We start from the raw sequence: 14,858 nt of genomic DNA, 5'->3' as shown, positions 1-14,858 counted from the left end.
CCGCCCAGAAGGTGACCGGAATACCCTTTGTGCGCGCCTTACGCGCCGTGGAACGATCGGGCCCGCACGACCTCGTCGGGCTCGCTCGACGGGCACGGACGGAATTCCGACCGAGGGGGGACTTCGGCATGCTCAGGAACGCGACACGTGTGCTCACCGCGCTCGCGATCGCCGCGGCGGCGACGCTTCTGGGACCGGCGGGCACCGCGCAGGCGGCCGCCCACGGCTGCAACGGCACGCAGATCGACAGCTGGAACAACTACCACAACGGCACCCGGGTGGCCACGACGTACCTGTACTGGGACGGCACGTACAACTGCGTGGCGGCCGTGAAGCGGGGCGACTACTACGGGAAGCGGTCCCGCATCGCGGTCCAGGCGTGGACGGACGCCACGGGATACGTCGGCGAGGACGACGGCCACTACCTCTACTACGCCAATTACCGCTTCTACGGGAAGAACCGCTGCATCGCCGTGGAGACGGCGATGTGGAACTTCTCCGGCAGCAACATCGTGCAGGACCACGTCCCGCCGTCCGGCTGGTTCCACTGCGGGTGACGTGCGCGCCCGCCCATGACGACGCCCCCGCCGGTCGGCGGGGGCGTCGTCGCGTCGCTGGTTCCGGTCAGCGCGGCGTGGTCGCCGTGGGGGCGGGGCGGCGGGAGGCGATGACGCGGCGCGCGAGCTTGCGCGGGCTGGTGAGGAAGCCCCAGCCCCACGACATGTGCATGGTCGCCAGCGCCACCGGGATGCGTACCCGGGCGGCGAGCGGCAGCCCGCGCCCGGCCGGGACGGAGCCGGCCGTGATGGCGGCGAGGTAGCCGGCGGGCACGGCGAACGCCCACGGGGTGAGCGTCGCGCCCGCGACGAGCCCGGCGGCGATGGCGCAGAGTGCGGTGGGCGGCGCGAGGTAGCGGAGGTTGATGGAGCCGGCGTGGTAGCGGGCGACGACGTGCCGCCAGCGCCCGTAGTTGCGGTACTGCAGCGCCAGCGCCCGCACGTTCGGCCGCGGCCGGTAGGAGACGCGCAGCTCGGGCGAGAACCAGATGCGCCCGCCGGCCTCCCGGATGCGGAAGTTCAGCTCCCAGTCCTGCGCCCGGACGAACTCCTCGTTGTAGCCGCCCTGCTGCTCCAGCACCTCGCGGCGGAAGACCCCCAGGTAGACCGTCTCGGCCTCGCCCGCCTCGCCGCCGGTGTGGAAGGCGGCGTTGCCGACGCCGATCCTCGCGGTCATCGCGGCGGCGACGGCCTGCTCCCAGGCGTTCTCGCCCTCGGCGTGCATGAGACCGCCGACGTTGGCGGCGCCGGTCTCCGCCAGCAGCCGCACGGCGGTGGCGATGTAGTCCGGGGAGAGCATGCCGTGTCCGTCGACCCGCACCACGACGGGGTGCCGGGACGCCCGGATCGCGGCGTTGAGTGCCGCGGGCGTGCGGCCGGTGGGGTTCGGGACCGTCTTCACCCGCGCGTCCTCGGCGACCAGTTCCGCGGCGATCTCGTCCGTGCGGTCCGTGGACGGGCCGAGGGCGATGACGACCTCCAGCTCGCCGTCGTACTCCTGGCCGAGGATGTGGCGCACGGAGTCGCGCAGGTGCCGCTCCTCGTCGAGGACGGGCATGATCACGGACACGGCGGGGGAAACACGGGGATTCACGGCGGCCACGTTACCGCGAACGAGGGACACGCCCGCACGCCAGCCGGGTGCCCGGGGGGCCGCGGCGCGGCGTGTGACCCGGTCGGGCCGGTCATACGTGCCTACAGTCCCGGTCACGACGCCGATACGTCCGGGTCGTCCGCCGTGGAGGTGCCGCTTGCCCCTGTCCCCCCGTCCCCGCTCCCGCCGCGACGCCGACCTCCCCCAGGGCCCGTCGGGCCCGGGGGACGCCTCCCTGGGCCGGCGGCGGGGCAGAGGGCGCGCGCGCTGGGGGATCCGCGTCGCGGTCGGCGGCTCCGCGCTGGTGCTGCTGACCAGCGGCGTCGGACACCTGGTGGTGAACGGGCTGGAGGGCGGGGTGAACCGCATCAACGCGTTCGCCGGTCTCACCGACCGGCCGGAGTCCACCGGCAACGGCCTCAACTTCCTCGTCGTCGGCGTCGACGACCGGCACGAGCTGAGCGAGCGGCAACGTGACCGGTACAAGCTGGGCGGCGCCTCGTGCGACTGCACGGACACCCTGATGCTGGTGCACGTCTCGGAGGACCGCGACCGGCTCAGTGTGGTCAGCATCCCGCGCGACTCGTACGTGGAGCTGCCCCCGCACACCGACGGCCGGACGAAGGAGCGCCACGACGCGCTCCCCGCGAAGATCAACTCGGCCTATGCGCACGGCGGCCCGCATCTGACCGTGCGGGCCGTGGAAAAGCTGACCGACGTGCACATCGACCACTACCTGGAGGTCGACTTCACCAGCTTCGTGAAGACCGTGGACGTGCTCGGCGGCATCAAGGTGTGCACCGTGCGCCCGCTGCAGGACTCCTACTCCGGCCTCGACCTGCCCGCCGGTACGTCCACGCTGGACGGCGGCGAGGCGCTGAGTTACGTCCGGGCCCGGCACGTGGACGGCGGCTCGGACTTCGGGCGGATGCACCGTCAGCAGCGGTTCATCGCCGCCGTCATCGAGAAGGCGACCAGCAACGGCGTGCTGACCAGCCCGGTACAGCTGAGCAAGGTGACCTCCACGATGCTGGAGTCGGTGCGCGCCGACCGGAACTTCGGCACCGACGAGATGCTGGCCCTCGCGGAGGCCATGCGAGGCTTCACCCCCTCCGCGTCGGAGTTCGTGTCGGTGCCCGTCGCGGACCCGAGCCACGCCGTCGAGGGCGTCGGCTCGACCGTGCGGTGGAACGAGAAGAAGGCGGCCCGGCTGTTCGAGGCCGTCCGTCAGGACAGGCCGCTGGCCGGGCACGACACCGCGAAGAACGCCGGCGGCAGCGGCAATCCCGGTGGCGGCGGCACGACCGGACGGCGGGCCGAACCCACCCTCGTGGACGTGCCGCCTGCACAGGTCCGGGTCCAGGTGCAGAACGGCACCACCCGGTCCGGTCTGGCCGGACGCGCCGACACGGCCCTGCGGGAGACGGGTTTCCGCACCACCGGGCTGCCGCGCAACGCCGAGACGCAGGACGTACGGCGGACGGTGATCGCGTACGACCCGCGCTGGGACCGCTCGGTGCGGACGGTCGCCGCGGCCTTCCCCGACGCGAAACTCCGTGCGGAGCCGGGACGCGGGCCTCTGATGGAGGTCACGCTGGGGAAGGGGTTCGCCGAGGTGCACCCGGTCCGGGCGGCCGACCCGTTCGCGGCGGAGAAACACGACGGCGACCAGGGCAAGGGCTTCGAGGCCGTCACCGGCGACGAAGTCGCCTGCGACTAGTCGCAGGCGACTCGTAAGGTTGGGGACGCGGAAGCGTCAGCCGAGGCGGCGCCAGGCGGCGTGCAGACGGCGCGCGTCCCGGAGGCGCTGTTCGTACGTGGCCCCGACGGCGAGCAGCAGCAGCCCGGCGACGGCGGGCGGCAGCCAGCGCGGGAGGAGGCCGACGGCCTGCGCCAGATACGGCGCGAGCTCGTGCGCGGCGACGAGCGCGAGCGCGGCACCGCCGAGCAGCAGCGGCGCCTGAAGGCGGAACCGGGCACCGAGCAGCGTCACGGCCAGCGCGCCGATGCCGAGCAGCAGCGGGCGCAGCCCGTGCGGGTCGCCGAGCAGGGCGACCAGGCTGGGCAGCAGCGCGAGGGTCAGGGCGGGGGCGTAGGCCGCCCACGAGGACAGGCCCGGCTGGGCGCGGAGCCGCAGCAGGCCCATGGCCAGCGCGGCGACGGCCGGGGGCAGGGTGTACGCCTCGGGCACCTCCACGTCGGAGGCGTACAGCCGCACCCACGTGGCCAGCAGGAACAACGCGGTCGCGACGTACGCCGCAGGACGGCGGTCCTCGCGCACCGCGACGCACCCGGCCAGCACGCCGCACAGGGCGAGCGCCAGGGCGAGCAGCGACGCGTCTGCGGCGGCCGGCAGCAACGACCAGCCGGCGACGACGTATCCGGCGCCTTCCACGGCCAGCGACACGACGGCCCCCGGCGCGAGGAAGCCGGAGGGCACGGCGGCGGTGCCGGTACCGGTGCTGGTGCCGGTACCGGTGCTGGTGCCGGTGGTCGGGCGGGCCAGGCGAGCGGCCACCCAGGCGGCGACTGCCGCGAAGGCGAACACGGCGAAGGCCGCCCGCTCGTGCGGGACGTCCAGGGCGACGGGCACCGCCCACGCGAAACCGGCCGCGTACAGCACGGCCACCGCCGCGCACAGCGCGGCCACGGCGACCTCGGTGGCGAAGCCGCCCCCGGGACGGGCCCCTGCGCTCGGGGCGCTCGGCGAAACGGCGCCGCCCGGCGGGACGGACACGCCGTCCCGCGTCGGCCGGGCGGTGTGCCGCCGCGCCGACAGGACCGCGGCGGCCGTGAAGGCGGCACTCAGCACGGGCAGCGTCACCAGCGTGGCCGTGCGGTCCGTCAGGGCCCAGCCGAGCGCGGTCAGCGAGGTCACGACCGCCGCGCCGAGGGCGGTGGCGGCGCTCAACCGGTCCCCCGTGCCGGTAGCGGCGAGGCCGAGCAGGGCCACGACCAGCGCCACGAGCACCACGCGCACCGCCGCGTAGGGCAGGTCCAGAGCCGTCGGCGCGACGGCGACGCCCGCCGCACCCAGGACGAGCGCACCGAGGGCGGCCGCACGCCGCACCCCGTCCGGCACCGGCACCGGTACGGACACCCGGCCCGCGACCGCCAGGACCGAGGCGCAGACCCCGAGGACCACCACGGTTCCGGCGTCGCCGGTCCAGTGGGCGTCGAAAGCGCTCGCGTCCCGGGGCACTCCCCGCCACGGAGACTCCGCCCACCCCAGCGGCGCGAACAGCGCGTACGCCAGGGGCGGGGCCGCGTACAGCAGCGCACAGGCATGGACCCCGGCCGCGGCGAGGAGCAGGCCCGCCCGCGGCGACCTCCTCGGTTCCGCGGCGACGCCGGTCTTCCCCCGCCTCCGTACGCCGGGCACGACCGCCGCGAGCAGCACGGCGCACAGCAGGTAGCCCGGGGCCACCCAGGTGACGGACGGCACGAGCGTGCGCACCAGTCCACCGGTGGCCGCGACGGCGAGCAGTCCGGCCGCGCAGCCCAGCGCCACCGCGTAGGTGCGCCGCCGCCACCCGGCGGAGAGCAGCACGGCTGCCGCGGCGAGCAGCAGCGCGCCCGCCTCCACGGCGCTCGCCGGGTCCTGCGCGGCCAGCGACAGCCACCCGGCGAGCAGGAGGGCCGGTATGCCGGTGAGCAGCGCCGTGACCGAGGCGGTGACACGCACCGCCTGCGACGGGCGCCTGGCGCCCGTCCACGGCGCGACCGCGAGCAGCGTGTCAGCGGCGGCCGTGGCAAGCAGGGCCCATGCCGTGCCGTGCAGCCCGGCACCCGCCGCGCCGGCCCACAGCGGCACCGGCAACTGAGCGAGCACGACCGCGGCCGGTACCGGCCCGCGCAGCCCCGGCCGGGGCACGAGGGTGCCGTACACCGCCCACAGACCGGCGACGACCGCGACGGCGGTCGCCGTGTAGGCGAGGGCCTCGGTGTGCTGGAGCCGGACCTGCCGGAGCGCGTAGGCGTCGAGGAGCAGCAGCACCAGGGCCACCCAGCCCACCGCTTCGGCGGTGGCGTTCAGGGTGCGGCGCAGCAGGAGGACGGGGCCGGCGACGGCGGCGAGGGTCACGGTGGCGAGAACGGCGGCCCGGCCGCCGATGCCCATCTCGCCCCAGCTGAAGAGCGTGAAGGCGAGGGCGGCGACGGTGAGCAGAACGCCGCCGAGGGCCAGCAGCACGTTGCGGGCGGTGCCCGGCGAGGTCTCTCTGCCGGGCCCGGACGGCGGCACGGCGCCGTGCCGGGGCGGCCCGAAAGCGGCAGGCGGGCCGAACCCCGCGGGGCCGTACGCGGGCGGGCCGAAGCCCGGCGGACCGTCGGACTGCGGTCCGTTCGCCGTGGCCCGGGCCGCCTTGGCGCGCAGCTCGCCCAGCAGCCGCCGCCGCTCCGCGAGCAGCGTGCCGCGCTGGTGGTCGAGACGGTGCAGCTCGCCCTCGACCCACCGCACGCGGCCGAAGACCGGTCCGGTGACGGGCAGCCCGCAGTGCGGGCAGTTCGCCGCGGACGCGGCCGGGGCGGGCAGCGGCCGCCCGCAGTCCGGGCAGGGAGCGTTCGGCGTGCGGTTCGTCATACGCGGCAGGTTCCCGCGCCGGGCGCGCGGGCGGAATCCGTCGGGGTACTCAGACCACGGATGAGTACGCCGTGCGCAGCCGCCGCGAAGACTTCGCCGGGGTGTTGCCGGCCTGCACCGCGCCTTTGACCTCGGGAGAAGCCCCCGAGTACGTTCGGATGCTCTGACCGATCGGCCATCCGACGACGGAGTGGAGAGCCTCCCGTGGAAGCGCCCACCTCACACACCCTCAGCAGCACGAACGTTCTGGCGCTGGAGGTGCCGGGCTGGCTCCGGGACAACGGCGAGGCGATCATCGCCGGCGCCGCCAGCATTCTGGCGATCATCCTCGGCGCCCTCCTCGTCCGCGCCCTCGCCAAGCGGGCCATCGCCCGCGTCGTCGCCCGCATCCTCCAGCCCCCGAAGGGGGAGGAGGACGGCACACCGCGCCGCAACGGCCGCGGGCCCGCCGTGCTCCAGCGCGACGCCGGGCGGGCGCGCGAGCGCCGCGAGCAGCGTGCCAGGACCATCGGCGCGGTGCTCAGCAGCATCGTGACCGTGGTGATCGGCATCATGGCGCTGGCCATGGTGCTCGGCGAGGTCGGCATCGCGCTCGGCCCGCTGCTGGCCAGCGCCGGTGTCGTGGGTCTGGCCATCGGCTTCGGCGCGCAGAGCCTGGTGGCCGACTACCTCTCCGGCCTGCTGATCATGGTCGAGGACCAGTACGGCGTCGGTGACACCGTCGACCTCGGCGAGGCGATCGGTGAGGTGGAGCACGTGGGCCTGCGACTCACCCAGGTCCGTGACCTGACCGGTGGCCTGTGGCACATCCGCAACGGCGAGATCCGGCGCGTGAAGAACGACAGCCAGGACTGGGCGCGTGCCGTCCTCGACGTCGGCGTGGCGTACGACTCCAACCTGGACACCGTGTACGAGGTGCTGGAGCGCACCGGCCGCGAGCTGCACGAGGACCCGGAGCAGGGCGCGCTGCTGCTGGAGGAGCCATCCGTGTGGGGCGTGCAGTCGCTGGACGCGGACTCCGTCGTGGTGCGGATGGCCGTGAAGACGCGGCCGCTGAAGCAGTGGGGCGTCACCCGCGAGATGCGCCGCCGGGTCAAGGACAACCTGGACGCGGCGGGCGTGGAGATCCCGTTCCCGCAGCGCACGGTGTGGATGCGGCACGAGGACGCCCGCGCCGCCGTGCCGAAGGGCCGGGACGCCGCCGCCGTGACGCGCTGAGCGATCCGCACCGCGCCTCCCCGGCTCCGCCGGGGACGGCCGCCGCCGTCAGTCGTCGAGCCCCTCCGCGGCACGCTTCTCGCGCAGCTCCTTGATGGCGCGGCGGCGCGCGAGCCGGTGGGTGCGCCGGATCTGCGCCTCCTGGTAGCGGCGCTTGTCCTGCTCCGTCTCCGGCACGACCTGCGGGACGGGGCGCGGCCTGCCGTTCTCGTCGACCGCGGCGAACACCAGGTAGGCGCTGCCCACCTGAACCGCCGGGGTGGACTCGTTCCACCGCTCGGCCAGTACCCGCACCCCGACCTCCATGGAGGACCGGCCGGTCCAGTTGACCTGCGCCTTCACGTGCACCAGGTCGCCGACGTGCACGGGGTTGAGGAAGACCATCTCGTCCATCGATGCGGTGACCGCCGGCCCGCCCGAGTGCCGTCCGGCGACCGCGCCCGCCGCGTCGTCGACGAACTTCATGATCACCCCGCCGTGGACGGTGCCCAGCAGGTTGGTGTCGGCCGCGGTCATGATCTGGCTGAGGGTGGTGCGTGCGGCGGCGGTCGGCTTGCCCGGGAGGGCGCCGTCCGCACCGGCGGATGCCTGTTCGGTCATGACGGCCACTTTAGGCCGGGACGAATCGGGACCCCGCACCCCCGGTTTTTCGACAGGTCTGCTACAGCCCCGCCCCGATTCCGACCCCGCCCTGTGCGGCGGCCACGGGGCCGGGCACACTGCCGTGCATGAACCAGTGGCCCGACGGATGGATCGACGAACCTCGCGACCGGTACGGGCGCGGCTCCGCCGCCTCCGAGCCGGAGGGCGCCCGCGCCATGCCGCACGTCCGGCGTCCCCCGACCGTGCCGCCGCAGGGCGGGCCGCGGTATGACGACGGGTACGGGGACGGGTCGGTCCACGACTCCGGCTACAGCCAGGGCCAGGTCTACGGCGGACGGGGCGGCGGCGACCGCGGCGGCTACGTGGGAGCCCCCGAGCCCGGCCGCCCGCGCGCGTCCGCCGGCACCCGCTTCAAGCGCATCCTGGTGACCGTCGTCGTGGTGCTGCTGGTGTGGTCGGTCGGCACCTACTTCTGGGCCGACTCCAAGCTGCGCCGCGAGGTGGACCTGGGCATAGTCCAGGATCGGCCGGAGGACGGCGAGGGGACGACGTACCTGATCGTCGGCTCGGACAGCCGCGAGGGGCTGACCGAGGAGGAGATGAAGGAGCTGCACACCGGCGGCCCGACCGACGGCGGCCGCACGGACACCATGATGATCCTGCACGTCGGGCCGGAGGGGAACACGCTGGTCTCGCTCCCCCGCGACTCCTACGTCACCATCCCGGAATTCACCGGCTCCGAGAGCGGCAAGGAGTTCGCCTCGCCGGGGCAGAGCAAGCTGAACGCGTCCTACTCGATGGACGGTCCCACGCTGCTGACGCGCACGGTGGAGTACAACACCGGCCTCAAGATCGACCACTACGCGGAGATCGGCTTCGGCGGCTTCGCCAAGATCGTGGACGCGGTCGGCGGCGTCGAGATGGACATCCCCCGCGACATCAAGGACAAGAACTCCGGCGCCGACTTCAAGGCCGGCAAGCAGACCCTCGACGGCAAGCAGGCCCTCGCCTTCGTCCGCAACCGCTACGAGGCGGGCAGCGACCTGGAGCGGACCAAGAACCAGCAGAAGTTCCTCTCCGCGCTGGCCAGCCAGACGGCGACACCGTCCACGGTCCTCAACCCGTTCAGGCTGTACCCCACGATGGGCGCCGGGCTGGACACTCTCAAGGTCGACAAGGACATGAGCCTGTTCGACCTGGCGGAGATGTTCTGGGCCATGAAGAGCGTCAGCGGCGGCGAGGGCAAGTCCCTGAACATGCCGCTCAGCGGATCCGCGCCCGGCGGCTCGCTCAGGTGGGACATGGCGCGCGTCGAGCAGTTGGTGGAGCAGATGAACTCCGGCGCGAAGGTCACGGTCGAAGGCGGCCAGTGACCCGTACCGCCACGCGGTGCCCGGCGGGTGCGACTCCGAGGAGCGGGGTCGCACCCGCCGCCGCATGCTGAGGGCGCAACAGGCCCCGAGGCGGCAGGCCCAGGCGGAGGTCGTCTCGTGCTGCGGCGGCGGCAGGACCCGGTGTTCCCGCCGGGGCCGGGCGTCGCGGCGGGCGCCGGACTCCGTCAGCAGGCGCAGAGGCAGAAGGGGTGGCCGGCGGGATCGGCGTAGACGCGCCAGTCACGCTTGCCGCCGCCGTCCCCCTCGAGGAGCCGTGCGCCCAGCGCGAGCACCTGCCGCTCCGCCTCGTCCAGGCGGTCCTTCGTCACGTCCAGATCGAGGTGGAACTGCTGTGGGTGCTCGTTGCCCGGCCACTGCGGCGGAACGTGGCCCGGCGCCTCCTGGAACGCGAGCGTCCGGCCGTGCGGCCCGATCAGCTCGACCCAGTCCGGCTCGTCCCCCACATCCACCTGCCAGCCCAGCACCGCGCCGTAGAACTCGGCGAGCGCCTTGGGGTCCGGACAGTCGAGCACGGTGACGCCCATGGTGGCGACGGCCATGACGGGCTCCTCCCTGTAGGCACGATGGTTACCGCCAATAGCGTGCTAGCAGTAACGCGGTTACCTCATGATGGCCGCTGATGGGTAACCTGGCAAGCATGGGAGACCGCAGAGCGCCGCAGCAGCTCGCTCTGGTGCAGGACCTGGTCAACACCTGGGACATCGAGGGCGACCGCGACGCGTTCGACCGCCCCGACGGCCTTGAGGAGTTCGTCGCCGCACACGGCCTGCGGGGGATGCGCCTGGCCGCCGGCGACCTGCCCGCACTGCGGGAACTCCGCGAGGCGCTGCGCGCGGCGTGCCTCGCCCACGCGGGCTGCGACCTGCCCGAGGCGACCTCACGCACGCTGGACGCGATGCTGGCGGACGCACCGCTGGTGCTCGCCGTCACCGCCGACGGAGGTGCGCGCCTGCGCCCCGCCCCGGGGCTCGCCGGCGCCGCGCTCTTCACCTCCCGCATCGCGGCGGACATCGCCGCCGCGGCGGCCGACGGCAGCTGGCAGCGCCTCAAGGCGTGCGAGGCCGAGGACTGCCTGTGGGCCTTCTACGACCGCAGCCCGGCCGGCCGGGGCCGCTGGTGCTCCATGCAGCTCTGCGGCAGCCGCGCGAAGATGCGCGCCTACCGCGACCGCCGTCGTACGGGCTCCGCCGGCCCGTCGCACGGCACGGGCTCACCGGACCCGAGGTCCGAGGTCCCGCCGTGATCCGCTGACCCGGCCGGGGCGCACCAGCGTGCGCCCGCGTGTTCGTCGGCAGGCGCCGGCGCGTCGGCCGGAGGCGGGAGCCGCCGCCGGGCTCAGGCCGTCGGCCGGCCCAGTGCGCGGAACGTCCAGCCGGCCTTCCGCCACAGCGCGGCGTCCAGGGTGTTGCGGCCGTCCAGGATGCGCCGTTCCGCCACCGCGTCCGCCAGCACCGCCGGGTCCAGCTCGCCGAACTCGCGCCACTCCGTCAGGTGCAGCACCACGTCCGCCCCGCGCACCGCCGCCAGGGCGCTGTCCGCGTACCCGAGCGTCGGGAAGAGGCGGCGGGCGTTCTCCATGCCCTTCGGGTCGTAGACGGTCACCTGCGCACCCTGGAGGTGAAGCTGACCTGCGACGTTCAGCGCGGGCGAGTCCCGCACGTCGTCGGAGTCCGGCTTGAAGGTGGCGCCGAGCACCGCGACCCGCTTGCCGAGCAGCCCGCCGCCGACGGCCTCCCGGGCCAGCTCGACCATGTGACCCCTGCGCCGCATGTTGATCGAGTCGATCTCGCGCAGGAAGGTCAGTGCCTGGTCGGCGCCCAGCTCACCGGCGCGGGCCATGAACGCCCGCAGGTCCTTCGGCAGGCAGCCGCCGCCGAAGCCGATACCGGCGCGCAGGAACTTGCGCCCGATCCGCTCGTCGTGGCCGATGGCCTCGGCCAGCTTCACCACGTCGCCGTCGGCGGCCTCGCACACCTCGGCCATCGCGTTGATGAAGGAGATCTTCGTGGCGAGGAAGGAGTTCGCCGCGGCCTTCACCAGCTCGGCGGTCGGGAAGTCCGTGACCACGAACGGCGAACCCTCGGCGATCGGCTTCGCGTACACCTCGCGCAGCAGGGCCTCCGCTCGCTCGCTGCGGACGCCGACCACGATGCGGTCCGGGTGCAGCGTGTCGTCGACGGCGAACCCCTCGCGCAGGAACTCCGGGTTCCAGGCCAGCTCGACCTCGCCCTCCCCGGCCGGCGACAGCTCCGCGAGGCGCGCGGCGAGCCGGTCCGCGCTGCCCACCGGCACGGTGGACTTGCCGACCACCAGCGCCCGGCGGCGCAGCAGCGGCGCGAGCGACTCGATCGCCGAGTCCACGTAGCTCATGTCGGCGGCGTACTCGCCGTGCCGCTGCGGGGTGTTCACGCAGACGAAGTGCACGTCGCCGAAGTCGGCGACCTCCTCGTAGGAGGTGGTGAAGCGAAGCCGCCCGCTGGCGCCCTCGAGACCGGCCACGTGCCGCCGCAGCAAGTCCTCCAGGCCCGGCTCGTACATCGGCACCTCGCCGCGCGAGAGCATCTCGATCTTCTCGGGCAGCACGTCCAGTCCCAGCACCTCGAAGCCGAGATCGGCCATCGCGGCGGCGTGGGTCGCACCGAGGTAGCCGGTGCCGATCACGGTGATCCTGGGCGGGGCCTGGTGGGCCATGGCTACTCCTGGACGACGGGGCGAAACGGTGGGGTGCCCGCAGCATATCTAGGGATACCCGGAGAGGTAGCTCACGTGGGCTCGGCGAGAAAAGCGCCTAGAATCCGTGTTACTTAACGGTCATTAGCATCCCGGGAGTGAGACACCGTGGCAGGAGTCCCCGACTTCGACCTCTACCGGCCGGCCGAGGAGCACGACATGCTCCGCGACTCGGTGCGCGCACTCGTCGAGGCCAAGATCGCGCCATTCGCGACGGCGGTGGACGAGGAGGCCCGCTTCCCCCAGGAAGCGCTCGACGCCCTCGTGGCGAACGACCTGCACGCCGTGCACGTCCCGGAGGCGTACGGCGGTGCGGGCGCGGACGCCCTGGCGACCGTCATCGTCATCGAGGAGGTCGCGCGCGCCTGCGCCTCGTCCTCCCTGATCCCGGCGGTCAACAAGCTGGGCTCGCTCCCGGTGATCCTCTCCGGATCCGAGGAGCTGAAGAAGAGGTACATGACGCCGCTGGCCAAGGGCGACGCGATGTTCTCCTACTGCCTCAGCGAGCCCGACGCCGGCTCCGACGCGGGCGGCATGAAGACCCGCGCGGTACGTGACGGAGACCACTACGTCCTGAACGGCGTCAAGCGCTGGATCACCAACGCCGGCGTCTCCGAGTTCTACACGGTCATGGCCGTGACGGACGCGGAGAAGAAGACCCGCGGCGGCATATCGGCCTTCGTGATCGAGAAGAACGACGAGGGCGTCTCCTTCGGCGCCCCGGAGAAGAAACTCGGCATCAAGGGCTCCCCCACCCGCGAGGTCTACCTCGACAACGTGCGCGTCCCCGCCGACCGCATGATCGGCGACGAGGGCACCGGCTTCGCCACGGCGATGAAGACCCTCGACCACACTCGCATCACCATCGCCGCCCAGGCCCTCGGCATCGCCCAGGGCGCCCTGGACTACGCCAAGGGCTACGTCAGGGAACGCAAGCAGTTCGGCAAGCCGATCGGCGACTTCCAGGGCGTGCAGTTCATGCTGGCCGACATGGCCATGAAGCTGGAGGCCGCCCGCCAGCTGACGTACGCGGCCGCCGCGAAGTCCGAACGGGTGGACGCCGACCTGACGTTCTTCGGCGCCGCGGCCAAGTGCTACGCCTCCGACGCCGCGATGGAGATCACCACCGACGCGGTCCAGCTCCTCGGCGGTTACGGCTACACCCGCGACTACCCGCTGGAGCGCATGATGCGCGACGCGAAGATCACCCAGATCTACGAGGGCACCAACCAGGTCCAGCGCATCGTCATGGCCCGCAACCTGCCCTGACCTGCGCCTCTTCCCGGACGCCCCCGCCCCCGGCGGGGGCGTCCCGCGTGGCGCCCCGCCCGACCGGGCCCGTCGACCGCCCGGCGGCGTGCGGTGATCGCGTCTGCGTCGGGTCGCCGGCACATTCTCCTCGGTATCGGTGGCGCTCACGTGCGGATTCGGCTTGACTCGAGCGACGGAGGTCGAGGGCCGGGAAGCCGCGAGGAGGGTGCCGTGCTGGAGGTCTGGCAGGGGGTCGCGCTGGTCGCGGCGACGCTGCTCACAGGTGTGATGGCCGGGCTCTACTTCGCGTTCTCCATCGCGGTGATGCCGGGGCTCGGCGCGTGCGACGACCGTACGTTCACCGAGGCCATGCGGGCGGTCAACCGCAAGATCCTCAACGGCTGGTTCGGCCTGGCGTTCGCGGGCGCGCCCGTCGTGGTGCTCGTCGCGGGCGTGCTGCATCTCGGCGGCGAGACGACGCGCGTGTCGTTCTGGACGCTCGCCGCCTTCCTCCTCTACGCGTTCACCCTCGCGATCACCTTCCGCGTGAACGTGCCGCTGAACAACGATCTGGACGCCGCGGCGCCGGACGAACCGACGGGCGCGCGGCAGGCGTTCGAACGTCGCTGGGTCCGCTGGAACCACGCCCGCACCCTGCTCGGCATCGCCTCCCTCGGCTGCCTCGCCTGGGCCCTCGTCGTCCACGGCGGCCAGGGCTGAGAGCGCCGAGGCGAGGGGGACGCGGTCAGGCGGGGGCGTAGGCGTCGAGAGCGGGAGCGAGGAGGGCGAAGGCGCGTTCGGCCTCGTCGTGGAGGACGGCGGCGATCTCCGGGTTGGTGCGCCCGGCGAGCGTGAGGGCCATGATGCGGTCGAACAGCACGCGGTGGACGCCGCCGAGCAGGGCGGCTGCGGTGCGCGGCGTGATGGCGTCGGCGGAGACGCCGGTGGCATCGGCGAGGGCGGCGGCGAGCCGGTGCTCGCGCTGGTCGTGAAGGCCGCGCAGGCAGGTCGTCAGGGTGGCACTGTCCGCGATCATGCGGGTGAACTCGAACCCGGCGAAGCCGGCGACGGGGTCCTGCGCGGCGACGGCGGCCAGGAAGGTCCGCCGCAGTGCCGCGAGGGCGGTCTCCCCGGGCGCGCGGGCGGCGACGGTGCGGGCCAGGGCTCCGACGAACTCCTCCTGGTGGTCGAAGGCCAGATCCTCCTTGTACGGGAAGTAGTTGGTGACCGTCTTCTTCGCCACGCGGGCGGCGTCGGCGATCTCGGCGATGGTGGTGCGCTCGAAGCCCTGCTCGATGAAGAGAACGGTGGCCCGGTCGGAGATCAGCTGCCGCGTCTCGCGCTTCTTGGCCTCGCGCAGGCCGGGAGCCGCAACGGCCTGTGTCGTGCTGCCCGTGGCGGTGGTCGACTCGATTCCCATGGACGGAAAT

Annotated in this window: 13 protein-coding genes; 7 read left to right on the top strand and 6 right to left on the bottom strand. The window is 73.4% G+C overall.

What is annotated here, in order from left to right; translation table 11 throughout:
- Positions 1-128: 128 nt before the first annotated feature.
- A complete protein-coding gene (locus E4198_RS16605; RefSeq protein WP_136183852.1) occupies positions 129-557 on the top strand; it encodes a hypothetical protein in 429 nt (142 codons plus the stop codon).
- Positions 558-624: 67 nt separating this feature from the next.
- Here the strand turns inward: E4198_RS16605 and E4198_RS16600 are convergent, their stop codons facing one another.
- Positions 625-1,650, bottom strand: coding sequence for a glycosyltransferase family 2 protein (locus tag E4198_RS16600; protein WP_281727990.1), 1,026 nt, complete (start codon positions 1,648-1,650; stop codon positions 625-627).
- A 157-nt stretch (positions 1,651-1,807) separates the two neighbouring features.
- Here E4198_RS16600 and E4198_RS16595 point away from each other — a divergent pair, with 157 nt between their 5' ends.
- Positions 1,808-3,370, top strand: coding sequence for an LCP family protein (locus E4198_RS16595; protein WP_348771306.1), 1,563 nt, complete (start codon positions 1,808-1,810; stop codon positions 3,368-3,370).
- A 36-nt stretch (positions 3,371-3,406) separates the two neighbouring features.
- On the opposite strand, the gene E4198_RS16590 is transcribed toward E4198_RS16595, so the two are convergent.
- Positions 3,407-6,232: a hypothetical protein gene (locus E4198_RS16590; protein WP_168711455.1), complete on the bottom strand. Its 2,826-nt coding sequence runs from the start codon at positions 6,230-6,232 to the stop codon at positions 3,407-3,409.
- 204 nt (positions 6,233-6,436) lie between these two features.
- On the opposite strand from E4198_RS16590, the gene E4198_RS16585 reads away from it, so the two are divergent.
- A complete protein-coding gene (locus E4198_RS16585; protein ID WP_136183850.1) occupies positions 6,437-7,450 on the top strand; it encodes a mechanosensitive ion channel family protein in 1,014 nt (337 codons plus the stop codon).
- 48 nt (positions 7,451-7,498) lie between these two features.
- Here E4198_RS16585 and E4198_RS16580 read toward each other — a convergent pair whose 3' ends face one another.
- Entirely contained in the window at positions 7,499-8,050 is a 552-nt protein-coding gene (locus E4198_RS16580) for an acyl-CoA thioesterase (protein WP_136183849.1), read from the bottom strand.
- Positions 8,051-8,178: 128 nt separating this feature from the next.
- Between E4198_RS16580 and E4198_RS16575 the strand changes: the two genes are divergently transcribed.
- Positions 8,179-9,426 (top strand): LCP family protein, encoded by a 1,248-nt coding sequence (locus E4198_RS16575; protein WP_136183848.1) that lies wholly within the window; start codon positions 8,179-8,181, stop codon positions 9,424-9,426.
- 185 nt (positions 9,427-9,611) lie between these two features.
- On the opposite strand, the gene E4198_RS16570 is transcribed toward E4198_RS16575, so the two are convergent.
- A complete protein-coding gene (locus E4198_RS16570; RefSeq protein WP_136183847.1) occupies positions 9,612-9,986 on the bottom strand; it encodes a VOC family protein in 375 nt (124 codons plus the stop codon).
- Positions 9,987-10,084: 98 nt separating this feature from the next.
- Between E4198_RS16570 and E4198_RS16565 the strand changes: the two genes are divergently transcribed.
- Positions 10,085-10,690 carry a CGNR zinc finger domain-containing protein gene (locus tag E4198_RS16565; protein ID WP_136183846.1) on the top strand — a complete coding sequence of 202 codons (606 nt, stop codon included), beginning with the start codon at positions 10,085-10,087 and terminating at the stop codon, positions 10,688-10,690.
- A 92-nt stretch (positions 10,691-10,782) separates the two neighbouring features.
- On the opposite strand, the gene E4198_RS16560 is transcribed toward E4198_RS16565, so the two are convergent.
- A complete protein-coding gene (locus E4198_RS16560; RefSeq protein WP_136183845.1) occupies positions 10,783-12,138 on the bottom strand; it encodes a UDP-glucose/GDP-mannose dehydrogenase family protein in 1,356 nt (451 codons plus the stop codon).
- 147 nt (positions 12,139-12,285) lie between these two features.
- Between E4198_RS16560 and E4198_RS16555 the strand changes: the two genes are divergently transcribed.
- Positions 12,286-13,446, top strand: a complete 1,161-nt coding sequence (locus E4198_RS16555; protein ID WP_136183844.1) for an acyl-CoA dehydrogenase family protein — start codon at positions 12,286-12,288, stop codon at positions 13,444-13,446.
- Between the two features lie 213 nt (positions 13,447-13,659).
- Positions 13,660-14,148: an anthrone oxygenase family protein gene (locus E4198_RS16550; RefSeq protein ID WP_311675567.1), complete on the top strand. Its 489-nt coding sequence runs from the start codon at positions 13,660-13,662 to the stop codon at positions 14,146-14,148.
- A 25-nt stretch (positions 14,149-14,173) separates the two neighbouring features.
- On the opposite strand, the gene E4198_RS16545 is transcribed toward E4198_RS16550, so the two are convergent.
- The gene (locus E4198_RS16545; RefSeq protein WP_136183843.1) at positions 14,174-14,848 is read right to left on the bottom strand and encodes a TetR/AcrR family transcriptional regulator; all 675 of its coding nucleotides are present in this window, start codon (positions 14,846-14,848) and stop codon (positions 14,174-14,176) included.
- Positions 14,849-14,858: the final 10 nt, after the last annotated feature.

Source organism: Streptomyces sp. RKND-216 (genome assembly GCF_004795255.1).
In the GTDB taxonomy this organism is placed as follows: Bacteria; Actinomycetota; Actinomycetes; order Streptomycetales; family Streptomycetaceae; genus Streptomyces; species Streptomyces hazeniae.
The sequence above is the reverse complement of the archived record's forward strand: the minus strand, read 5'-3'. Positions and strand labels throughout refer to the sequence as shown.